The organism is Patulibacter ginsengiterrae, assembly GCF_056269115.1.
In genome coordinates, this window is the sequence record NZ_JBWDOG010000006.1 from 1 (window position 1) to 22,165 (window position 22,165).

The 22,165-nt window shown below is 74.0% G+C and carries 21 protein-coding genes; 14 read left to right on the top strand and 7 right to left on the bottom strand.

Annotated features, from left to right (window positions below; all coding sequences use genetic code 11):
* Positions 1-180 precede the first annotated feature (180 nt).
* Positions 181-1,179 carry an aminoglycoside phosphotransferase family protein gene (locus ACVUH9_RS10375; protein WP_475756572.1) on the top strand — a complete coding sequence of 333 codons (999 nt, stop codon included), beginning with the start codon at positions 181-183 and terminating at the stop codon, positions 1,177-1,179.
* A gap of 15 nt (positions 1,180-1,194) precedes the next feature.
* Here the strand turns inward: ACVUH9_RS10375 and ACVUH9_RS10380 are convergent, their stop codons facing one another.
* Complete coding sequence (locus ACVUH9_RS10380) at positions 1,195-1,611, bottom strand: 23S rRNA (pseudouridine(1915)-N(3))-methyltransferase RlmH (RefSeq protein ID WP_475756574.1); 417 nt, start codon at positions 1,609-1,611, stop codon at positions 1,195-1,197.
* Positions 1,612-1,862: 251 nt separating this feature from the next.
* Here ACVUH9_RS10380 and ACVUH9_RS10385 point away from each other — a divergent pair, with 251 nt between their 5' ends.
* From ACVUH9_RS10385 to ACVUH9_RS10395, 3 genes are read left to right on the top strand one after another with little or no spacing between them, the layout of a single operon-like run.
* Complete coding sequence (locus ACVUH9_RS10385) at positions 1,863-2,594, top strand: metallophosphoesterase family protein (protein ID WP_475756576.1); 732 nt, start codon at positions 1,863-1,865, stop codon at positions 2,592-2,594.
* Positions 2,595-2,616: 22 nt separating this feature from the next.
* The gene (locus ACVUH9_RS10390; protein ID WP_475756578.1) at positions 2,617-3,273 is read left to right on the top strand and encodes a hypothetical protein; all 657 of its coding nucleotides are present in this window, start codon (positions 2,617-2,619) and stop codon (positions 3,271-3,273) included.
* On the top strand, positions 3,270-4,562 hold the full coding sequence (locus ACVUH9_RS10395; RefSeq protein WP_475756580.1) for a protein kinase domain-containing protein: 1,293 nt from the start codon (positions 3,270-3,272) through the stop codon (positions 4,560-4,562). Before ACVUH9_RS10390 ends, ACVUH9_RS10395 begins: the two co-directional genes overlap by 4 nt.
* 141 nt (positions 4,563-4,703) lie before the next feature.
* Here ACVUH9_RS10395 and tgt read toward each other — a convergent pair whose 3' ends face one another.
* Complete coding sequence (gene tgt / locus ACVUH9_RS10400) at positions 4,704-5,996, bottom strand: tRNA guanosine(34) transglycosylase Tgt (RefSeq protein ID WP_475756582.1); 1,293 nt, start codon at positions 5,994-5,996, stop codon at positions 4,704-4,706.
* Between the two features lie 137 nt (positions 5,997-6,133).
* Between tgt and ACVUH9_RS10405 the strand changes: the two genes are divergently transcribed.
* The 3 genes from ACVUH9_RS10405 to ACVUH9_RS10415 are packed head-to-tail and all read left to right on the top strand — an operon-like array spanning position 6,134 to position 8,972.
* Positions 6,134-6,934: a hypothetical protein gene (locus ACVUH9_RS10405; RefSeq protein ID WP_475756583.1), complete on the top strand. Its 801-nt coding sequence runs from the start codon at positions 6,134-6,136 to the stop codon at positions 6,932-6,934.
* Positions 6,931-8,100 (top strand): GNAT family N-acetyltransferase, encoded by a 1,170-nt coding sequence (locus ACVUH9_RS10410; protein ID WP_475756585.1) that lies wholly within the window; start codon positions 6,931-6,933, stop codon positions 8,098-8,100. The genes ACVUH9_RS10405 and ACVUH9_RS10410 overlap by 4 nt, the downstream gene beginning before the upstream one ends.
* Complete coding sequence (locus ACVUH9_RS10415; protein WP_475756587.1) at positions 8,097-8,972, top strand: hypothetical protein; 876 nt, start codon at positions 8,097-8,099, stop codon at positions 8,970-8,972. Before ACVUH9_RS10410 ends, ACVUH9_RS10415 begins: the two co-directional genes overlap by 4 nt.
* A gap of 143 nt (positions 8,973-9,115) precedes the next feature.
* Here ACVUH9_RS10415 and ACVUH9_RS10420 read toward each other — a convergent pair whose 3' ends face one another.
* The 5 genes from ACVUH9_RS10420 to ACVUH9_RS10440 are packed head-to-tail and all read right to left on the bottom strand — an operon-like array spanning position 9,116 to position 12,446.
* Complete coding sequence (locus ACVUH9_RS10420; protein WP_475756588.1) at positions 9,116-9,544, bottom strand: response regulator; 429 nt, start codon at positions 9,542-9,544, stop codon at positions 9,116-9,118.
* 2 nt (positions 9,545-9,546) lie between these two features.
* Positions 9,547-10,230, bottom strand: coding sequence for an ATP-binding protein (locus ACVUH9_RS10425; RefSeq protein WP_475756590.1), 684 nt, complete (start codon positions 10,228-10,230; stop codon positions 9,547-9,549).
* The gene (locus tag ACVUH9_RS10430) at positions 10,230-10,883 is read right to left on the bottom strand and encodes a response regulator (protein WP_475756592.1); all 654 of its coding nucleotides are present in this window, start codon (positions 10,881-10,883) and stop codon (positions 10,230-10,232) included. The genes ACVUH9_RS10425 and ACVUH9_RS10430 overlap by 1 nt, the downstream gene beginning before the upstream one ends.
* Positions 10,884-10,941: 58 nt before the next feature.
* Entirely contained in the window at positions 10,942-12,021 is a 1,080-nt protein-coding gene (locus tag ACVUH9_RS10435; protein WP_475756594.1) for an NAD-dependent epimerase/dehydratase family protein, read from the bottom strand.
* On the bottom strand, positions 12,018-12,446 hold the full coding sequence (locus tag ACVUH9_RS10440) for a hypothetical protein (RefSeq protein ID WP_475756596.1): 429 nt from the start codon (positions 12,444-12,446) through the stop codon (positions 12,018-12,020). Before ACVUH9_RS10440 ends, ACVUH9_RS10435 begins: the two co-directional genes overlap by 4 nt.
* Before the next feature lie 196 nt (positions 12,447-12,642).
* Between ACVUH9_RS10440 and ACVUH9_RS10445 the strand changes: the two genes are divergently transcribed.
* Genes ACVUH9_RS10445 through ACVUH9_RS10475 form a run of 7 tightly spaced genes read left to right on the top strand, consistent with a single transcriptional unit; the run spans position 12,643 to position 22,067 of the window.
* Positions 12,643-14,817, top strand: a complete 2,175-nt coding sequence (locus ACVUH9_RS10445; protein WP_475756598.1) for a diguanylate cyclase domain-containing protein — start codon at positions 12,643-12,645, stop codon at positions 14,815-14,817.
* Between the two features lie 8 nt (positions 14,818-14,825).
* Entirely contained in the window at positions 14,826-15,443 is a 618-nt protein-coding gene (locus ACVUH9_RS10450) for a sugar transferase (protein ID WP_475756600.1), read from the top strand.
* Between the two features lies 1 nt (position 15,444).
* The gene (locus ACVUH9_RS10455; RefSeq protein WP_475756602.1) at positions 15,445-16,134 is read left to right on the top strand and encodes a hypothetical protein; all 690 of its coding nucleotides are present in this window, start codon (positions 15,445-15,447) and stop codon (positions 16,132-16,134) included.
* Positions 16,134-17,528 (top strand): O-antigen ligase family protein, encoded by a 1,395-nt coding sequence (locus ACVUH9_RS10460; RefSeq protein WP_475756604.1) that lies wholly within the window; start codon positions 16,134-16,136, stop codon positions 17,526-17,528. The genes ACVUH9_RS10455 and ACVUH9_RS10460 overlap by 1 nt, the downstream gene beginning before the upstream one ends.
* Positions 17,525-18,622: a glycosyltransferase gene (locus tag ACVUH9_RS10465; protein WP_475756606.1), complete on the top strand. Its 1,098-nt coding sequence runs from the start codon at positions 17,525-17,527 to the stop codon at positions 18,620-18,622. The genes ACVUH9_RS10460 and ACVUH9_RS10465 overlap by 4 nt, the downstream gene beginning before the upstream one ends.
* Positions 18,622-20,517 carry an asparagine synthase (glutamine-hydrolyzing) gene (gene asnB / locus ACVUH9_RS10470; RefSeq protein WP_475756958.1) on the top strand — a complete coding sequence of 632 codons (1,896 nt, stop codon included), beginning with the start codon at positions 18,622-18,624 and terminating at the stop codon, positions 20,515-20,517. Before ACVUH9_RS10465 ends, asnB begins: the two co-directional genes overlap by 1 nt.
* Positions 20,514-22,067, top strand: a complete 1,554-nt coding sequence (locus tag ACVUH9_RS10475; RefSeq protein WP_475756607.1) for an oligosaccharide flippase family protein — start codon at positions 20,514-20,516, stop codon at positions 22,065-22,067. Before asnB ends, ACVUH9_RS10475 begins: the two co-directional genes overlap by 4 nt.
* Positions 22,068-22,165 lie beyond the last annotated feature (98 nt).

The following is a 22,165-nucleotide window of genomic DNA, read 5'->3' on the forward strand; positions in this document are numbered from 1 at the left end:
ACAGTCGCCAACCACGCCACACGCCGTCGACCACTCTTCGGACGACCCGAACAGTCGCCAACCACGCCACACGCCGTCGACCACTCTTCGGACGACCCGAACAGTCGCCAACCACGCCACACGCCGTCGACCACTCTTCGGGCGACCCGAACGATCGGCAACCGCGCGAAGATCCCGGCCATGGTGCTGCCCGGCCGCCCGACCGACGATCTCCCCCGCGGCGTCCCCGGTGAACGGCGCGACGACGTCCGCGAGGGCGTGCCCGGAGGCCTTCCGGACGCGTTCGTCGCCACGATCGTCGGCGTCCACGGCGAGCTCGGGCGCGCCTGGATCGACGGGTTGGCCGCGACGGTCGACCGCTGGCGGCGGCGGTGGTCGCTGGGGCCGCTGACGCCGTTCTCGCTCTCCTACAGCTGGGTCGCGGCAGCGACCCGGCAGGACGGCAGCGACTGCGTCCTGAAGCTGGTCCCGCCGGGGACCGGGATCCTCGACGACGAGGCCCGCTGGCTGGCCGCCGTCGGCGGTCACGGCGCCGAGCGGCTGCTGGAGGACGAGGCGGCCGACGGCGCCCTGCTGCTGGAGCGGATCGTGCCCGGGGAGACGGCCGCGACGCTGGTCCCGCGGTCCGACGACGAGGCGACCTCGGCGATCGCGGAGGTGCTGCGGCAGATCCAGCGTCCGGCACCGGACGGGGTGGGACTGCCAACGCTGGCCGAGCGGATGGCGGACCTCGGCGCCCACCGTCGCCGGCACGAGGACGCCGGGACCGACCCGCTGCCGGCCGGGCTCGTGGCCACGGCCGAGCGGGTCGCCGACGAGCTGCTGCGGTCCGCCGGCCCCGACGTGCTCCTGCACGCGGACCTGCACCACGACAACGTCCTCCGCGACCGCGACCGTGGCTGGCTGGCGATCGACCCGCACGGCCTTCGTGGGGACCCGGTCTACGAGGCCGCGACGATGCTCTACAACCCGCTGGAGCTCGGACCGCAGACCGTCGAGCTGCTCGACCGGCGAACCGCGCGGCTGGCCCGGGAGCTGGGCTTCGACGAGCAGCGGATCCGCGCGTGGGGCTTCGTCCAGAGCGTGCTCTCGGTCGTCTGGGACCTCGAGGACGGGGGCCCGATCGGCGTCGCCGAGGCCGCCCCGCTCGCCGTCGCGCAGCGGCTGAGGCCACGCTGACCGCTGGATCAGGGATCAGTGGTGGTAGGGCTCGCCGCGGAGGATCCGGTGGGCGCGATAGAGCTGCTCGAGCACGATCACGCGGGCCAGCTGGTGGGGCAGCGTGATCGGCCCGAACGAGAGGCGCTCGTCGGCCCGCGGGAGCTCGAGCCCGTCTGCGCCCCCGATCACGAAGCAGAGGTCGCGAGCGCTCGCCCGCCGCTGCTCGAGCCAGGTCGCCTGGGCGACGCTGTCGCGGGTCTGCCCGTCGATCGCCAGCAGCACGCAGTGCGCCCGCTCCGGCACGCGGCGGGTGACCTGCTCGGTGCCTGCGTCGTCCCGCAGCTCGATCGTCTCCAGCTTGACGTACGGCCGCAACAGCTTCTCGTAGTGGGCGAGGTCGTCGAGGTACGGCGCGCGCGCCTTCCCGACCACGATCAGGGTGACCTTCACCGGTCCGCCCTCCCGCGTCCCCGCACCCCGGGCCGGGGACCGTGCTGACCCGACCGTGCAGGGTGTACGGCATGCATGGGCGCCGGATCTGCGCCCGTCAAGTACGATTCCGTCTCGATTCGCGTGGGCGGGGTCCTCCCGTCCAGGCGCAGCGTCGTCGCCGTCCCCCGGTCCTGCCCGACCGTTCCCCCTCGAGCGAGGGAGGACGACGGCCTCCGGATCCGTACCACCATCGGCGCCATCGCTCGAGTATGCACGTCGCGGTCATCTCCGACATCCACGGCAATCGCCACGCGCTCGACGCGGTCCTCGCCGACGTCGAGGACCGCGGCTGCGACGAGATCTGGTGCCTCGGCGACGTCGTCGGCTACGGCGCCGACCCGAACGGCTGCTGCGCCACCATCCGCCGCTTCGCCCCCGTCTGCCTCTCCGGCAACCACGACCTGGTCGCGATCGGCGCGCTCTCCGCCGACGCCTTCAGCGCCGATGCGGCGACCGCCGCCGCCTGGACCGCCGGCGAGCTGACCGCCGAGAACCGCGCCTGGCTGACGACCTTGCGCCCCGAGGGCCGAGCCCAGTCCTGCCTGCTCGCCCACGGCAGCCCGTTGCACCCGGTCTGGGAGTACGTGCTGACCGCGGAGCAGGCCGAGCGCTCGCTCGACGCCTTCGACGAGCAGGTCGCGCTGATCGGCCACAGCCACATTCCCCTCTCCTTCTCCCGCGACGGCAACCAGCCGGTCGCCCGCGTCCGCCGTAGCGACGGCGACGAGATCCGGATCGGTGCCCGCCGCTGGCTGCTCAACCCCGGCAGCGTCGGCCAGCCGCGCGACGAGGACGAGCGTGCGTCGTGGCTGGAGCTCGATCCGTTCGACGGCCTGGCGACCTGGCACCGGGTCCGCTACGACGTCGACGGGGCCGCTCAGGCGATCCTCGATGCTGGGCTTCCCGTGTCACTGGCCGAGCGACTCCACCGCGGCCGGTAGCCTTTTGCGGATCCTGTCCCCCATGCGCGCCCCCCGCCCCGCCGTTCTCGTGCTGCTCTGCGCGACCGTTGCCCTTGCCGGATGCGGCAACACGTCGAAGCTGCTCGACGGCACGTCGGCCCAGGAGCTCCAGGCGAGCCTGTCCAACGTCCAGCAGGCGGCGGCCGAAGGCCGCTGCGAGGAGGCGACCGCCGCCGCCAACGAGGGGCTCCAGCGGATCGAGGCGCTCCCGTCGTCGGTCGACCCCGCGCTCAAGCGCCGGCTGCGCAAGGGCTTCCAGGAGATGAAGGCGACGATCCCCGAGGACTGCTCGGAGACCGCGACGACGACCCAGACGACGCCGGAGACCCCGACGACCACGGAGACGACGCCGGAGACCCCGACGACGACCGAGACGACGCCGGAGACCCCGACGACGACCGAGACGACGCCGGAGACCCCGACCGAGACCACCCCCAGCACCACCGAGCCGGAGACCCCCTCCGACGGCAGTGGCAGCGGAGGGACCGGCGACGGCAGCGGGACCTCGGGCGGCACCCCGCCGGCCGGCGTCGACGGACCGGCCGGGACGCCCCGCAGCGCCCTCAAGGAGCTTCGGGAGAGCGGTCGCCAGACCGCGGACGAGATCCGGCGCGCGTTGAAGGAAGCGCGCAAAGCCGCAAAGGACGCGCTGCGATGAGTGCCGATCTGCTCTCCGGCCGCTACGAGCTCGGCGACCGCCTCGGCTCCGGCGGGATGTCGACCGTCCGCCTGGCCTTCGACACGCGGCTCGAGCGGCACGTCGCCGTCAAGCTGCTCGCCGAGCACCTCGCCGACGACCGCCAGTTCGTCTCGCGCTTCCGTCGCGAGGCGCTGTCGGCCGCGCGGCTGGTCCACAACAACATCGTCCAGGTCTTCGACTTCGGCTTCGACGAGGAGTCCGGGCGCTACTTCATCGTGATGGAGGCCGTTCGCGGCCAGTCCGGCGCCGAGCTGCTGCAGGAGCGCGGCTACCTGTCGGTGCCGGAGACGATCTCGATCGTCGGGCAGGCCGCACGCGGGCTCGACTACGCGCACCGCAACGGCGTGATCCACCGCGACGTGAAGCCGGGCAACATCCTGTTGGCCGAGGACGGCACGGTCAAGATCGCCGACTTCGGGATCGCCAAGGCGATGGCCGAGGAGTCGTCGATCACCCAGATCGGCTCGGTCGTCGGCACCGCCAGCTACCTCGCCCCCGAGCAGGCCACCGGCGGCGACGTCGGCCCCGCCTCGGACATCTACGCGCTCGGCGTCGTGACCTACCAGATGCTGGCGGCGCGTCTGCCCTACGAGGCCGACTCGCTGGCCGCGCTGGCGATCAAGCAGCAGCGCGAGGCTCCGCCGCTGCTCGACCAGCTCAACGCCGAGGTCCCGCCGGAGATCAGCCTCGTCGTCGACCGCGCGCTCAGCCTCGATCCGGGGATGCGCTACTCGAGCGCCGAGGCGTACGCCGGCGCGCTCGACGATGGCGTCGCCGGAATCGGTCCGACCACCGACGACCCGACCCGGATCGTCGATCCGGCAACCGGCGCGACCGCGATCGTCCCCCGCGACCAGATCGACGACATCGCCCGCGACTTCACGCCGCACGAGGACGAGAGCGGCGACCGCACGCTGATGCAGCCCGCCGTCGGGCGGCGCGCCCCCGCGACCGCCGACGCCGCGGCCGTCCCCCGCCGGACCGTCCGCGAGCCCCGGCGGACCCCGCCCGTGGCGCCCGCCGGCAACTGGGTCCAGGACGCCCCGCCGGAGAAGCGCCACCGCGGCTGCCTCGGACGCTTCGTCCGCTCGCTGGTGATCCTGCTGGTGCTGGCCGCGATCGTCGGCGGCGCGATCTACTACGTCGGGGCCCGGGAGGTGGCGCCGCGTCTGCGCGACGTCGGCGGCAACTCGCTCCGGGACATCGGCAACAAGGTCGAGAACCTGATCCAGGACAACACCAAGTAGGCAGCGGCCCGCCGGCTCCGGGCCGGGCTCCGGGCCGGGTCCGCCCGGAGCTGAGGTGGCCGCTCCGGCGGCCGAGCCGATCGGCGGCGGACCGCGGGTCCACCGCAGACGCGGACCGCGGCCCGCCCGCGGTCCCCGGCCCTACGGCAGGATGCCGCCGCGGATCGCCGCCGCCTCGTCGGGCAGCCGGCCGTCGATGATCGCCTGCCGCAGGCGCGCCATCACGCGGGCGACGAAGGCCAGGTTGTGCTGGGTCAGGAGCCGCATCCCCAGCAGCTCCTTGCTGTGGACCAGGTAGCGCAGGTATCCGCGGGTGAACCCGTGCGCGCAGGCCGGGCACGGGCAGCCCTCGCAGAGCGGCTCCTGGCTCTCCTTCCACTTCGCCTGCGAGAGGTCGACCCGCCAGCGCTTCGCGGGATCCGGCACCAGCGCCATCCCGTGGCGGCCGAGCCGGGTCGGCATCGCGCAGTCGAAGGTGTCGATCCCCTGCTCGACCCCGCGGACGAGGTCGTCGATCTCGCCGATCCCGAGCAGGTGCCGCGGCTTCAGCTCGGCCGCACCACCAAGGCGGGCCGTCGTCCAGCCGACGACCTCGTTCATCTGCTCCTTGTCCTCCCCCAGCGAGCCGCCGATCGCGATCGCGTCGACCCGTGACGCGGCGATGTGGTCGGCCGCCTCGGTGCGGAGGTCGTGGTAGACGCCGCCCTGGACGATCCCGTAGACCAGCTGCCAGTTCGGGGCGTGCTGCTCGTGCCAGGTCAGGCAGCGCTCGAGCCAGCGGTGGGTCCGCTCGGTCGAGCGGGCCGTGTACTCGCGGTCGACGTTGAACGGCGTGCACTCGTCGAAGACCACGGCGAGGTCGGTGCCGAGCGCGGCCTGGACCTCCATCGAGCGCTCCGGCGAGAGGAACTGCTTGGAGCCGTCGAGGTAGGAGCGGAAGCGGACGCCCTCCTCCTCGATCGCGTCGATCCGGCCGTGCGAGCGGAGGCCGCCCCCCGTACCGTCGTTGCCCTTGTGGTTGGTGCGGCCCTTGATCTCGTCCGCGACCGTCCCGTGGCCCATCGAGAAGACCTGGAAGCCGCCCGAGTCGGTGATGATCGGCCCGTCCCAGCGCATGTAGCGGTGGAGTCCCCCGTGGCGCTTGATGTGCTCGTGGCCCGGGGTCAGCATCAGGTGGAAGGTGTTGCCCAGGACGATGTCGTAGCCGAGCTCGGCGACCTCGCTCGGCAGCATCCCCTTGACGGTGGCCTTGGTCGCCAGCGGCACGAAGCCCGGCGTCCGGATCGGGCCGTGGGCCGTCTCGATCACCCCGGCCCTCGCCCGCAGGCCGTCCTCCTCGGCACGGGCCTCGATCCGGAAGATCTCGCGCGGGCGCTCGGCCGCGGGACGCGGCAGGGCGTCGAGCGCGGGCGACGGAGAAAGCGTCTCGTCCATGTCCCGTCATCGTAGGCGGAGCGACCGTCGTCGCGCCGCTCGCGCAGCGTGGAGCAGGTCGGCGATCGCCCACGTGCCCCACTCGGGGCAAGGATCTCCCTCGTGCTGGAAGCGGGCGACGGCGAACATCGACGCCGATGATCGGGGATTCCATGCGAACCGCGGTGCTGTGGGCGATCGCTGCCCTGACGCCCGTGCTCCCGGGGTTCACCTCCGCCCACGCGGAGCGCCGCGACCTCGCCGACTTCTCGCAGGTGTCGACCTCCGACGGAGCCCTGCGGAGCAGCGCGGCCCTGCACTACGACGGCCGCCGGGCCTACCAGGCCCGCTACTGCGGCGGGACCGCCAACGGCTACTCGCGCGGCGTGATGCACGTCCGTTGGCCGGCCGAGGCGACCGTCAACTACGCCGTCGCGCTGTTCCTGCCCCCGGACCTCGACCAGCGCCAGGAGGGCGAGATCGACCTGATGCGCTGGGACAACTACCCCCAGTACCGTCACCAGGGCGACTTCGGCGGGATCGTGCTCTGGAACAGCGACCGTCAGGCCCGGCTGGAGCGGGGCCACTACGTCGGCGCCCCGGCCGAGCAGCTCGGTCCGGCGTTCTCGCTGCCCCGCGGCCGCTGGTTCTGGCTCGAGGTCCACCAGCGCCTGTCCGGCGGCAGCTTCGCCAGCAGCCAGGTCTACGTCGACGGTCAGCAGGTGGTCTCGACGACCGCCCCGAATGCCTACGACCGCCCGGTCTCGCGCGTGCGGTTCGGGATCGTGGCGATCGAGCAGGGCAAGCAGCAGCTCCCGTTCGACCTCTGGCTCGACCGCGCGACGATCTCGAGCACGCCGATCGGCCTCCCCACCGCCAGCCAGCGCGCGGCCCCGGAGCGGTCCGCGCGCCGTACCCGCGACCCCCAGCGGGTCCCCTCCAACTGCACGAGCCGATGACCCACACCGCGACCGACCAGCCCCGCACCCGCCGTCGCCGCGCCCGCACCCGGCCACGGCCCGCCGACCCCACCACCTTCGCCAGCCGCGTGGTGACCACCACCGCGGAGCTGGAACGGCTGACCGCCAGCTGGGCCGCGGACCCGCCGGCCGGCCTCGGCCCGCTCACCCGCCCGGCCTGGTTCGCCGCCGCCGCACGCGAGTTCGCTCCCCGCGACGGTCTCCGGATCGTCGTCGTCGAGGACCGCGACACGGTCGCCGCCGTCGCTCCCCTGGTCGTCGGCCGCGGGGGAGCACTCGAGCTGCTCGGAGCCGCGCAGCTGCCCGAGCCCGGGGACTTCGTCGCGCGCGACCGGGCCGCCCGCGCCGCCCTCGCGACGGCGGTCGTCGGCCTCCGGCGACCGCTCTACCTGAGCCGGATCCCGCGCTCCTCGGCGACCCCCGACGCGCTCCGACGGGGGCTCGGCCGGCGCGGCCTGCTGACCACGCGACCGGCCGATCCCTGGCCGACCCTGACCCTCGATGAGGGCTGGACCGCCCCCGAGGGGCGCCTCTCGTCGCGCCGCGCCGGCGACCTGCGGCGGGCCCGTCGCCGGGCCGAGCAGCACGGCGCGATCAGCGTCGACCACCACCAGCCGACCCCGGACCGCCTCGACGGCCTGCTCGCCGAGGCGCTCGACGTCGAGGCCGGCGGCTGGAAGGGCAGCTCGCGGACCGCGCTCCGGCACGACCCGCCGCTCGCCCGCTTCTTCCTCGACTGGGCCCGCGGGGCCGCCGCCGACCGCAGCCTCCGGATCGCGTTCCTGAGGATCGACGGGATCGCCGCGGCGATGCAGATCGCGGCCGAGGCCGACGACCGCCGCTGGATCCTGAAGATCGGCCACACCGACGCGTTCACCCGCTGCTCGCCTGGGCTGCTGCTGTTGCTCGAGACGGTCCGCGACGCCGCCGGACGTGGTCTCCACGCCGTCGAGCTGCTCGGGACCGTCGAGCCGTGGACGCAGGCCTGGACGACGAACGCGTCGGAGACGGTCTGCGTCCGCACGTACCCGACGACGGCACGGGGGGCCGGGCGGCTGACCGTCGACGCCGTTCGCGCGGTCGACAACCGCCGGCGACGGCGAGCGAGGGCTCGAGCCGAGGAGACCGCCGGGGAACCGTCGTGAGCACGCCGCTGACCGCCCGCGTCGGTCGCTCTGCCCGCCGGGCCGCGACCACCCGGGCCGCGCGCGCCTACGTCGCCGGCCCGACCCTCGACGATGCGCTCGCCGTCGTCGCCCGCGCCGCCGAGCGCGGCGTCGCCGCGACCGTCGGCTGCTGGACGCAGGGCGAGACGCCGCCCGACGTGGTCGCCGACCGTCACCGGGCGATGGTCGCCGCCGTCGCCCGCCACGCACCGACGGCGACGGTCGCGATCAAGGCCCGCGCGCTCGCGGGGCGGAGCGACCTGATCGACGGGGTGACCGCCGCGGCTGCGGCCTCCGGGACCGCGGTCTGCTTCGACGCCCACGAGCTCCTCGACGCCCCGATGACGCTCTCCGGCGCCTACCGCGCCGATCCGGAGCAGGCGGTCGCCGTCGCGCTCCCGAGCTGCTGGCCACGGAGCGCGGAGGACGCCGAGCGAGCGCTCGCGACCGGCCTCGGCGTCCGCCTGATCAAGGGCCAGTGGGCCGATCCCGGGGCGCCGGACCTCGATCCCGCCGCCGCCATGCTGCGGCTGGCCGAGCAGCTGCAGGGCTCGTCCCAGACGGTCGGCGTCGCCTCGCACGACGGTCCGCTGGTCCAACGCGTGCTGCTCCAGCTGCTGCGCACCGACACCCCCTGCGAGCTGGAGCTGCTGCTCGGCCTCCCGTTGCGGGAGCCGGCCCGGATCGCGGCCGCGCTGGGCGTCGGCATCCGGCTGTACGTCCCGTACGGGACCGCCGACACGCCGTACCCCGCGGCCGATGCCCGCCACGACCGCACGATCGCCCGGCGGCTGCTCGCCGACGTGGTCCGTGGCCGTCCGCGGGATCCGCGTACGCTGACCGCCCGCTGACGCCACCAGGGCACCACGGCCTGGGCCGACCCGCCTGTGGCCCGCACACGCTGACCGCCCGCGCCCGCCGCCCCAACCCCGGGAACCCCAAACCCGGGCAGCAGCCCGTGATCCGGCGAGCTCCGATCGGTGCCCGCGCGCCCTCAGGCGGCAGCGGCGGCGGCCCGTCGGCGGGCCCGCCCGAGCTCGCGCACGACCCGCACCACCTCGGCCGGCGGCGTCCCCTTCTCGATCTCGAACGAGAGGTTGCGGCGGTGGACGCCGAGCGTCGTCCCCGACGACCCGGAGTAGAGGACCAGCGCCGTCTCGGGCGCGCGCTGCTGGAGCCCGACGATCAGCTCCCGTGGGGCCGGCCCGGGCATTCCCAGATCGAGCACGACGACCTCGGCCGAGACCGCCGCCGCCATCCGTAGCGCCTCGGCGCCGTCGGCAGCTTCGGCGACCAGGGCGGTGCCGGGATCGGCCTCGAACCGCATCCGCAGCAGGTCGCGCAGCTCCGCGGAGTCCTCGCAGATCAGGACGCGAACCGGGGCGGCGTCGAGCAGGGGCAATGTACGAACGAAACGGCTCATTCTCAACTCGCCATCGGAAGGTCGATTGTCGTCACGGTGTGCCCGTTGCTGAGCGACTCCGTCGACGCGGTTCCGCCGTGCGCATGCGCGACGCGGCGGGTGATCGTGGAAGCGGTACCGGCACCGACGAGCGGTCCGTGCCCGCGGGCGAAGCTCGCGCCGATGTCGGCGGAAGGGCGGGCGTCGTCGATCACCAGCAGCGCTGTCCGCTCGGCGTCGACCGCCTCGGTCCGGACCACGACGACCACCTGTTGCTGGTCGACGCCGCGGGCGGCCGCGGCGGCCCGAAGCAGCTGCCGCAGGACGCAGGTCAGCTGGTCCGCGTCGCCACTCACGTGGGCGAGCCTCCCGGCCCGAACATCGAGCCGGTGGGCGTCCTCCGCGAGGTCGTCGAGCGCCCGCTCGAGCGCTCGCTCGAGCGAGACCGGGCGGTGGATCGCTGGACGACCGGCGATCCGGGTCAGATCGAGGAAGTCCTGGGCGACCCGGCGCACGCGGTCGGCGCCGCCCTCGATCGCCCGCAGCGCGACGCTCGGCGAGGTTCCGCCGAGGTCCCGGAGCACCGCGACGTAGCCGTCGATGATCGTGACCGCCTCGCCCAGCTGGTGGCTGGAGGCGTCGGCGATCACGTCGACGTCGCCCGGCAGATCGGGGAGCGCGCTGGGCGAGGTTCCGGCGGTCGACATCAGCTGGCGTCGGCGACGATCATCTCCATGCGGATGCTCTGGGCCATCGCGATCGCCTCCGTCCGCGAACTGACCCCCAGCTTCCGCAGCAGGTTCTTGATGTGCGAGCGGACGGTCTCCGTCGACAGCACCAGCGCATCGGCCACGTCCTCGGTCGAATTGCCGAGGCAGAGGAGGTCGAGCACCTCCCATTCGCGGTCCGTCAGCGGACTCACGACTGGACGCATGCCCGATGTGTCCTCGCGTACCCGGCGGAGGTGCTCGACGAGTCGCATGGTCAATCGGGGCGAGACGACCGCCTCGTCGGTCACCGCGCTCGTCAGCGCGGCGGGCAGGCGATCGATCTCGATCCCCTTGCTGAGGAAGCCGGCGGCCCCGGCACGCAGGGCCAGCAGCCCGAGGTCGTCGTCGTCGTAGGCCGTGAGCACGATCACCTTGGTCAGCGGCGCGGCGGCAACCACCTGTCTGGTGGCTGCCACACCGTCGATCCCGGGCATCACCACGTCCATTAGCAGGATGTCCGGTTGGTAGTGGGCCGTCAGTTCGATCGCCTCGCGGCCGTTCGCCGCCTCCGCAACGACCACGATCCCCGCGGCCTGCAGCCCGTCCCGAACGACCCTCCGAGCCATCGGATCGTCGTCAGCGATGATCACTCGTAGGAGCATGAATCGTGCGCTCTCGTCGCGGTCGTGCTCCCGAGAATGTCGGACCTCAAGCACGACCTGGTGCCCTTGTTGTACCACCGCTGCGTACGCCGATACGCTGGTTGACTGGACGGACGTTGGACCCTCTGGAAACGACCTGGAGGCGATCCTCGGGCTGGGCGACGTGCTGGATGACCCACTCCAGCTGGAGCGCCAGACCACGCTCGATCGTCATCTGCGGGGCGAGCCCGAGCTCGCGCTGAGCGCGGGTCGTGTCCGCCGTCGTGCAGCGTACGTCACCGCGGGCCGCAGGTCGACGCTCGACGGCGAGATCGGTCGACAGCAGCTGGCCGAGGATCCCGATCACCCCACTCAACGCGATCGGCGAGCCGCCCCCGACGTTGTAGACCGAGCCCGGCGTCCCGCGCTCGGCGGCGGCGATCGTGGCCGCGACCGCGTCGTCGACGTAGGTGAAGTCGCGGACCTGCTGGCCGTCGCCGTTGACCGTCAGCGGCCGTCCGGCGAGCGCGCGCTCCATGAACCGCGAGAAGGCCATGTCGGGCCGCTGGCGCGGTCCGTACACGGTGAAGTACCGCAACCCGATCGCCGGGATCCCGGCCAACCGGAAGTAGGTCGCGGCCAGGTCCTCGGTCGCGCACTTCGTCATCCCGTACGGCGAGCGCGGCTCGCGCGGTGCCGTCTCGTCGGTCGGGAAGCTGATCGCATCGCCGTAGATCGATGACGACGAGGCGTAGACGAACGTCCGCGGCGGGGCCACGCTGACGGCCTCCAGCAGCCGCTGCGTCGCGACCACGTTGCAGCTGACGTAGGTGGAGAACGAGGCGCCGAACGAGTCCCGGACGCCCGGCTGGCCCGCCAGGTGGAAGACCGCTCCGACGCCCCGCACCAGCTCCTCGAGCGGATCCGTGGCCAGGTCGAGCGCCTGGAAGCTGAACCGCGGGTGCGGCAGCAGCGGCTCGAGGTGGATGGCCTTGCGGAGCGGCGAGTAGTAGTCGGTCAGGGCGTCGACCCCGCGGACCTCCCAGCCGTCCTCCAGCAGCCGCTCGCAGAGGTGCGAGCCGATGAAGCCGGCGCAGCCGGTCACGAGCGCGAGCCGTCCGGCTCGTCCAGAATCAGAAAGGATCACGATGATGCTCCGTGGTCGCGGGCGGTCCGTCGCAACAGCAATCCGGCCCCGAGCAGCAGCCCACCGGCGACGGTCAGGACGCCGAGGTCGATACCCGTGAACGGCAGCTGTCCGGCCGGCGTCGGCGTCTCGGGCACGTCGGCCACCGGGGTGGCCGCGGCCACCGGCGTTTGGCTCGGCGTCGACGCCACGATCGGCGGGACCTTGCGGTCTATCGCCGGCGGGCTCGCCGGCGGATTCGCCGGCGGATTCGCCGGCGGATTCGCCGGCGGATTCGCCGGCGGATTCGCGGACGGGGGTGTTGGCGGGGCGCTGACCCCGGCGACCGGCTCGTAGCCGACCGCAGAAGCGGCTCCCGGAAGCGCCAGGCCGACGCCGAGCAGCGGAAGCACGGCGATGGTGACGAGAGTGGTGTGACGGGTCATGACGGTTCTCCTCGGACCAGGCAACAGTCGAGGACCGGGAGCGAACGCGAAAGGGACATGCGCACCGTCGTCCGGGGTCCATCCTCCACACCGCCGGGCACGGATCACGTCACGGCGGGCAAGAATCCACCCCACGGCCGGTCCGCGCACGCAGTGAGGTGGTCGACCTAGGCGGCAGTGACCGCCGGAGCCCGACATGACCTACGCAGCCTCTCCGGAGCCACGGCCCAACGACGACGCGACGGGCAACGGTCGCGGGGGCGCGCCCGAGGATGAGGTCGTGGCGCTCAGCCGCCGGCTCGCCGAGCTCCAGGACCAGGTCGCCGACATCGGCCACGAGCTGAAGACGCCGGCCACGATCGCGCTCGGGCTCGCCGAGCGGATGGCCAGCGAGGGCACGTTGCTCCCCGCCGAGCGCCGCGACGCCGAGCGGATCCTGACCAACGTCCGGCTCGTCCAGATCCACCTCCACTCGCTGCTGGTCGCGAGCGGGATCGACGGGCCCCGCCACGCCGGACGTCCGCCGGCGACCGACGTCGCCCAGACCGTCCGGCGGACCGCCCGCGACCTGCAGCCGCTCGCCCGCGAGCACGGGCTGCACCTGCGGGTCGAGGCCCCGGTCGCGGTCGAGGCCCAGATCGACCCGGTCCACGTGGTCGTGATGCTGTCCAACCTGCTGATCAACGCGATCCGCAGCACCCCGCTCGGGGGCGTCATCCGCTGCACGCTCGGCGTCGGCGACCGGCTCCGGATCGAGGTCGCCGACAGCGGGCCCGGGATCCTCGACGAGCGATCGTCGCCCCGCGTCGCCCCGCCGCCGAACGATCCGGACGCCGAGGAGCTGCTCGGCGGGCTCGGGCTCGGGCTCGGCCGCGGACTCGAGATCGTCCGGCGGCTGGCCGCGATCTACGACGGGAACCTCGTGATCGGGCGCGCGCCGGAGGGCGGTGCGCTGGTCACCGTCCGGCTCCAGCACACCTCGCCCCAAGCCAGCGACGACAGCGGATTCCACGTCGGGACCGTGACCGCGCCGACCGGGCTCGTCCGGATCACCAGCGCGGTCGAGACGACCACCGTGCTCAATGAGGTGCCGCTCGTGCTGCTGGTCTGCGACGACCCGGCCGTCGGCGACCGGCACCTCCGTACGCTCCACGACGACGGCCCGCGCGACATCACTGTGGCCGGGCCCGAGGCGGGAGCCGACACCGCCGGTGCACCGGTCCCCGACATCGTCGTCGTCGACCTGCGCCAGGCCGATCCGCTCCTCGTCGTCCAGACGCTCCGCGCCGAGGCCGGCAACGACGACCTGCCGATCGTGGTGCTCGTCCCGGCCCATAGCGGCGAGCTCCGGACCGCCCTCCTCCAACAGGGCGCCGACGACGTCGCGACCGCCACCATGACCGCCCAGGAGCTGCGGGCGCGCGTCGACGTGCAGTTGGCGCGACGGCGCCGGACTGCAGAGCAACGGCGGGCGTCCGGGCGATTCCGCCACGCGTTCTTCGAGGCCCCGATCGGGACCGGCATCGCGACGCTCGACGGAGCCTGGCGCGAGGTCAACCCCGCCCTCTGCGCCCTCACCGACACCCCGGCCGCCGAGCTCCGCCGGCTCCGCGTCGACAGCTTCGACCACCCCGCCGACCGGCAGCTCGAGGCCGCCGAGCTGCACAAGCTGCTGGAAGGCCAGACGCGCGGCTTCCAGATCGAGAAGCGCTGGCGCGTGGGCGCCCGCAGAACGCTCTGGGTACGGCTGTCGTACTCCGCCGAACGCGACGACCTCGGGCTCGCGCGCGGACTGATCGTCCAGGTCGAGGACGTGACCAGCGCCCACCGGCGGCAGACCCAGCTCAAGCGCCAGGCCAACCACGATCAGCTGACCGACCTGCTCAACCGACGGGGCCTGCTCCACGAGCTGCGGCGGCGCAGCAACCGCGGATCGCCGACGACCCTGTTGGTGCTCGAGATCGGCGACCTCCCCACGATCAACGCCAAGTACGGTCACCACATAGGCGACCAGGTGCTTCAAGTCGCCGGCCGGACGCTCCGCCAGACGCTCGGGCGCTCGATCCAGATCGCCCGGATCGCGGGGGCCGAGTTCGCCGCGATCGTCCCCCACGCCGACGCCGAGCAGCTGACCGTCGCCCAGCGCGCGATCGCGACCGCCCTGCACGACACCCAGCTGTCGGACGAGCCGACGTCGCTCGAGCTGACCACGTCGTTCGGGGCGACGACGCTGATCCCCGGCGAGGCCCTTCCGACGACGATCGCCCGCGCAAACGCCGCGCTCAACCGCGATCGGCGGACCATGGGGCAGGAATCTTCCCCAGGTAGCCGCCGTCGACTCCCCCGCGACGGCGGTCATCGCCACGGATGATCCTGGCCGTGTCCACCACGGCCCTCACCTACTCCGCTCCCAAGCGCGCGATCGACATCGCCGTCGCGCTCGCCGGACTGCTCGTGGCCGCGCCGCTGCTGGCCGTCCTGGCCCTGCTCGTCAAGCTCCAGGACCCGTCCTGCCCGGTCCTCTTCCGCCAGATGCGCTGCGGTGGCGACGGCCGGGAGTTCCAGATGCTGAAGCTGCGCACGATGGTCGCCGACGCCGAGGCCCGGAAGGAGGAGGTCCGGCGCCTCAGCGTCGTGGCCTGGCCGGACTTCCGCGTCCACGACGACCCGCGGGTGACCCCGATCGGTCGCGTCCTCCGCCGGACCAGCCTCGACGAGCTGCCCCAGCTCTGGAACGTGCTCCGCGGCGACATGACCCTCGTCGGCCCCCGTCCGACCAGCTTCTCCGCCGACACCTACCGGCTGTGGCAGACCGAGCGGCTCGGCCACCGGCCCGGGCTGACCGGCCCGTGGCAGGTCTGGGGCCGCTCGTCGATGGACTTCGCCGAGCGCTGCCGGCTGGAGATCAGCTTCTTCCGGCGACGCTCGCTGCCCGCCGAGCTGTGGATCCTGCTGGCGACCGCCCCCGTCCTGCTCCGCCGAACCGGGACGGCCTGACATGCGCGTCGACCGGATCCTCGCCGCGCTGCTGGCGATCGCCGTCCTCGTCCTCGGCCTCAGCTACGTCGCGACCCGCTCGCTGAGCTACCAGAGCCACAGCCAGGTGGTGCTCGTGCCCGTGACGACGGCCAAGGAGACCCCGAGCGCCTTCGAGTCGTTCTCGACCGCGGGGACGCTCGGCACGCTGGTCGAGCTGCTCTCCTCCCCGGACCTCGCGGCCAAGGTCCAGGCGCCCGGGGTCACGTTCGCCGCCCGTGCCGTGCCCGACTCGCGCGTGGTCGGCATCACCGCGACCGGGGCCCGCGACGCCGTCCAGCCCGCGCTCAGCGAGCTGCTCGCCAACGCCAAGCCGGCCCAGCGGCTGCTCGCCGACAGCTGGACGATCAACACCCTCGTGCGCCCGACCGTGGCGACCCCCGGCGGGCCGGCGACCCCGATGCTGATCCTGGTCGTGCTCGCCCTCGCGCTGCTGGCCGGGACCGCGGTCCTGCTCGGCGCTCGGCGGCTGGTCCCGGACCTCGCCGCCCGGCAGATGCACGTGCCGCAACGCCGCCATCGGCGACGGCCGCGAGTCGGCGCGAGCAAGCCCGTGAACAAACCCGTGAGCAAGCCCGTGAGCAAGCCCGTGAAGAAGCCGGTGAACAAGCCCGTGAGCGCGCCCGTGCCCAAGTCCCCCGCCTCCCGGTGATGGTGACCCTCGACCGTCCGACGCCGGACGTCCGTCGGGCGTCGGACACCCCGATCCTGATCGGGCTCGTCACCGTCACCGGCGCCGCCGCCCTGGGCACGCTCCAGATCACCGCCGCACGCCCGGCCGCGGCGCCACTCGTCGTCGCCGGCTGCGCGGTCGCGATCTTCCTGATCCGCTGGCCACGCTGGATCCTGCCGGCCTTCGCCGCCCTGACCTGGACCGCGATCGACGCGACCCTGCTCGGCGGGCTGCCGTCACCGATCCAGTACGGCGGGATCGCGCTCGCCGCCGCCGGCGCGGTCCGTGCCGCGCGGGTGCCGTCGATCGCCGCCGAGCCGCTGCGGGTCGTCGGCCTGCTCGGCGCCGCCGTCGTCCTCAGCTGGCTCGCAGCCGGCGACCCGGCCGGCCTCACCATCGCCGACCCGATCCGCGACCTGCTGTTCCTCCTGATCGGTGCCTGGTGCGTCCGCGGGCGGGTCGACGTCGACCGCGCCCTGACCGCGCTCAGCGCCGTCGCGGTGGTGCTCGGGGGCGGTGCGGTCTGGTCGATCCTGGTCGGTCCGTCGGCGCTCTTCCCGGTCGTCAGCGAAGGCGTCGGCCACATGCGGGCCGCCGGACCGTTCGGCGAGCCCAACTTCTTCGCGCTCTCGCTGGCGACGCTGGTCGCGCCCGCGCTCGTGCTGCTCGGACGCGGTGGCGGACGGACGCTGCTCGGCTCCGTGAGCCTGCTGGCGATCGTCGGCGGGATCCTCGCGACCGGATCGCGCGGGGCGCTGCTCGCCGCCGGCTTCGCCGTGATCGCGATCGCGATCACGGGCGATCGCCGCAGCCGCGCGCTCGCGGTCCTGTCCGTGGTCGCCGTGCTCGCCTTGACCCCGCTCTTCGGCGGCCAGCTCGGCGGTGCCGAGGGCCGGACCGTCGCCGGCCGCGCGAGCGAGAACATGATCGCGGTGACGATGGCCAGCGAGCACCCGCTGCTCGGGGTCGGCCCCGGCGGCTACCCGGCCCGCTACCGCGACTACGCCCGCCGGATCGGCAACGACCCCCGCAGCAGCCGCGCGCCGCACAGCCTGCCGCTCCAGATCGCCGCCGAGGAGGGGCTCGTCGGGCTGCTCTGCTGGATCGGCGCCGGCCTGATCGTCGCCGGCGCGCTCTGGCGCGCCCGCCGCTACCCCGAGACCCGGACCGTCGCGATCGCGCTCGGCACCTACCTCGTCGGCAGCCTCTTCCTCCACGGCAGCCAGCTCCGGCTGCTGTACCTGCTGGCCGGCCTCGGCCTGGCGCTCGGGTGGACCGCGACCCACGCGCCCGACGAGCCCGACGACGGCAAGCCCGACGCCCGACCGCGACCGCGACCGCGACCGCGGCCGCGGGCAGGGGTGCCGTCATGAGCCCCCGGACCGCCGGAGCCCAGGCCGTCTACGCCGCCAGCGCGGCCGGGATCGCCTGGACCGTCGCCGGCTACCCGCTCTCGCTCGCCGTCCGCCGGCCGCGCCCGTGGACGACCGGTCCCGAGCTGCCCGCGGTGACGGTGGTCGTCCCCGCCTACCGCGAGCACGACAGCCTGCCGGGCAAGCTCGCCGCGCTGGGCGCGCTCGACTACCCGCCGGAGCAGCTCCAGCTGGTCGTCGCGATCGACGGCGACCCCGAGCTCGCCGCGCTCGCGCGGACCGCCGCCCCGCAGGCGACGGTCGTGCTGCTGCCGGAGCGCTGCGGCAAGCCGACCGCGATCAACCACGCGCTCGCCCACGCGACCGGCGAGCTGGTGCTGCTGACCGACGCCCACACCCCGCTGCAGCCGGACGCGCTGCGCCAGGCCGTCCGCCACTTCGCCGACCCGACCGTGAGTGGGGTCTCCGGCCGCTGGTCGAACAGCGGCGGGGCCTACGCCGCCTACGAGCACCGGCTGCTCGGGCTGGAGTCCCGCTCCGGCTCCGTCGCCGGGGCGTTCGGCGCGTTCTTCGCGGTCCGGCGTGCGGCCCTGACCGCCTTCCCCGACGACGTCGTCAACGACGACCTCTGGCTGCTCTGCCACCTCGTCCGCGAGGGCGGCCGGGTGATCTACGAGCCGGCCGCCGGGGCCGAGGAGCCGCCGCTCTCGACCCGCGACGAGCTCGAGCGACGGCGCCGGATCGGCGCCGGACGGGTCCAGCTCGCGGGGCAGCTGCGGACGCTCCCGCCCGCCTTCGCGTGGCGCGTCACCAGCCACAAGCTCGGCCGGCTAGCGCTGCCGGCGCTGCTGGCCGGGACGCTCGGGGCGGGGCTCGCGCTGCGTTCGCGGCCCCGCTACCGGGCGTTGCTCGGGCTCCAGCTCGGAGTCCACGCGGTCGGACTGCTGTCGGCGGTCGGGATCGAGCCCCCGGGCCGAGCCCGGAGACCGGCACGCGCGGCGCGCGAGCTGACGATCGGGGTCGCCGCGACCGGCGCGGGCATCATCCGCGCCCTCCGCGAAGGCCAGGACGTCCGTTGGAACGCGGTCCGCTGATGTGTGGGATCGCGGGCATGGTGACCGACGGGCGCCCGGCCGACCCCCGGCTGCTGGAGCGGATGATGGACGCGATCGTCCACCGCGGCCCCGACGGGGCGGGCAGCCTCTGCGAGGGCCCGGTCGCGCTCGGGATGCGGCGGCTGGCGGTGATCGACCCGCTCCACGGCGACCAGCCGCTGACCAGCGAGGACGGCCGGATCGTGCTCGTCGGCAACGGGGAGATCTACGGCGAGCCCGCGCTGCGGGCCGCGCTCCAGGCCCGCGGCCACCGCTTCGCCGGCGGCAGCGACCTCGAGGTCGTCGTCCACCTCTGGGAGGAGCTGGGTCCGGCCGCGCTCGAGCAGCTGCGGGGGATGTTCGCGATCGCGGTCTGGGACGGACGCCACGGCGAGCTGTTCTGCGCCCGCGACCGGGTCGGCAAGAAGCCGCTCTACTGGGCGCTGTGGGACGGCGCCCTGCGGTTCGCGTCGGAGCCGCGCGCGATCCTCCAGGATCCCGCCGTCCCCCGCGACGTCGACCCGACCGCGATCGACTCGTTCCTCGCCGGCGGCTACGTGCCCCACGGCCAGAGCGCGTTCGCGGCCCTCCGCCGACTGCCGCCGGGCGGCGCCCTCCGCTGGCGCCCGGGCGGTCAGCCGCACGTCTGGACCTGGTGGACGCCGCAACGGGCCCCGAAGCTCGACGTGACGATCGAGCAGTCGACCGCGCTCGTCCGCGACGCGATCGAGGACGCCGTCGACGTCCGGCTGCGGGCCGACGTGCCGCTGGGCGCGTTCCTCTCGGGCGGGCTCGACTCGAGCGTGGTCGTCGCCGCGATGGCCCGCCGCTCCGGCCGCCCCGTCCAGACCTACTGCGTCGGCTTCGACGAGCAGCAGTTCGACGAGTCGCCCTACGCCCGTCGCGTCGCCGACCACGTCGGCGCCGTCCATCACGAGCTGCGGGTGAGCTCGGTCGATCGCGAGCTGCTGACCCGGGTCGCCTGGCACTGCGGCGAGCCGTTCGCGGACCCCGCGGTCGTGCCGACCTTCCAGCTCTCCGAGCTGACCCGGCAGGCGCTGACCGTGGTCCTGACCGGCGACGGCGGCGACGAGGCGTTCGCCGGCTACCGCCGCTATGCCCAGCTCGCCCGGACCCGCCCGGCCGAGCTGATCCCGCCGAGCGCCCGCCGTGGCCTCGCCGCGCTGCTGCTGCGGATCGCCGGTGGCGACGAGGGCCGGGCGCCGCTGCCCCGCGCCGCCCGCCTCGCGCGGCGGCTCGCGCTCGATCCGGCGGCCCGCTACGGGGACCTGCTCGCGGTCCTGCCGAGCGACCTCCGCGGCGACCTCTACGGCCCGGCGATGCGCGACGCGGTCGCCGGCCACGACCCGCTCGGCCACCTCCGCGCGGCCTGGGACGCGGGCGCCGGGCTCGACTGGACCGACCGGGTGATGGAGGCCGACCGGACGACCTACCTCGCCGACGACCTGCTGCCGAAGGTCGACCTGGCGAGCATGGCCCACGGCCTCGAGGTCCGTTCCCCGCTGCTCGACCACCGGCTGCTGGAGCTGGCCGCGCGGCTGCCGGTCGAGCACCTCCGCGGCAAGCGGATCCTGCGCCGGATCGCCACCGAATGGCTGCCGGCCGACGTCGTCTCGCGCCCGAAGCAGGGCTTCGCGGTGCCGATCGGCGGCTGGTTGCGCGGCGACCTGCGGGGCATGGCCGAGGACGTCCTGCTCGACCCCTCGACGATCGACCGCGGGCTGTTCCGGCGCACGGCGGTCGAGCGGCTGCTCGACGAGCACCACCGCGGCCTCGACCGGACGCTGCCGCTGTGGTCGCTGCTCTGCCTGGAGCTGTGGTTCCGGACCTGCGTCGATGTCGTACCCGCCACGCCGGACGCCGTACCGGCATGAGCGGTTCCGACACCTGGGGCCGCCGCACGGCGTCCGGCGTCGTCTGGTCGACCGCGGCGTTCGTCACCAGCAAGGCCTCGACCCTGATCACGACGCTGATCCTGGCCCGGCTGCTGGTCCCGGACGACTTCGGGATCGTCGCCGCGATCGTCGCCTACATCGCGGTCATCGAGCTGATCAGCGACCTCGGGCTGCGGGCGACCGTCGTCTACGAGCAGGAGCAGGGGATCACCGCGCGGGTCCAGAGCGCGTTCACCGCCAACCTGCTGCTGGCCTGCGGTCTGACCGTCCTCGGCGTCCTGCTCGCCCCCGCCGTGGCGGCGGCCTTCGGGATGTCCGAGCACGTCGACCTGTTCCGCGTCGCCGCCTGCAACCCGCTCCTCACCGGCTTCGGCAACATCCAGGACGCGCTGCTGCTGCGGGGCATGGCCTTCCGCCGACGGGTGATCCCCCAGCTGATCCGGGCCGCGGTCCGCGGGGTCGTCTCGATCGCGCTCGCGCTCGGCGGCCTCGGCGCGATCTCCCTGGTCGTCGGGATGTTGGCGGGCACGGCGGCCTGGTCGCTGAGCCTCTGGATGCTGGCCCCGTTCCGGCCGACGCTCCGGCTCGACCGCGCGCTGCTCCGGAGCATGGCCGGCTACAGCTCGGGAGCGATGGCCCTGGAGCTGGTCGCGGCGATCGGGGTCCGGGCCGACACCGTCGTGGTCGCCCAGGCGCTCGGGGCCGGCGCCCTCGGCCTCTACGCCGTCGCCTACCGGATCCCGGAGCTGGTGATCGAGAACGTCGCCTGGAGCGTGTCCGACGTCGCCTTCCCCGCCCTCTCCCGGCGCCGGGCCGACGACCCCGACCAGCTCGGGCCATCGACCCTCGGGCTGCTCCGCTACTGCGCGCTCTACGCGATGCCGATCGGCACCGGGCTGGTGATCGTCGCGGTGCCGCTGGTCGTGGTCGCCTTCTCCGAACGGTGGAGACCGGCGGGCGACGTGCTCGCCGCGATCGCCGCGATGAGCGTCTTCGTGGCCCTGTCGTTCCCGCTCGGCGACGTCTTCAAGGCGATCGGTCGTCAGCGCACGCTGGTCGCCCTCAACCTGCTGACGATCCCGCTGCTGATCGGGGCGATGATCGCCGCCGCTCCGGGCGGGATCGTCGCCGTCGCCTGGGCGCGGGCCGCGATCGGGGCCGCCAACTGCCTGACGATCTCGCTGCTCGTCGCGTACGCGCTGCGGATCCCACCGCGCGCGCTGCTGACCGCGCTCGGACCCGGGGTCTTCGCAACCCTCGGGGTGATCGTGGGCGCCGGCGGCATGCGGCTGGTGCTGCCCGCCGAAGACGCCTTCGCGCTGGCGATGGCGACCCTCGGCGGCGCGATCGGCGCGGCCCTCGCGGTGGCGCTGCTGGCCCCCGACGTCGTCGCGGAGCTGCGCGGCCTGGTCGGTCGACGGCGGGGCGGCCCGTCCGCGCCGCCCCCGTCGCGCCCCCGCCCGGTGGTCGGCGGCGACGGCGACGGCCCTGCACCGCTGATGGTCGGTCACGACGGTCGACCGTCCTAGCTGCCGCAAGGGGACGTTCCTCCCCCATCCACGGCACGGTGATCCTCCTCGTGGACGCCGTGTTCGCGGTCCAATCGAGCTGTCCCCACGATTCGCGA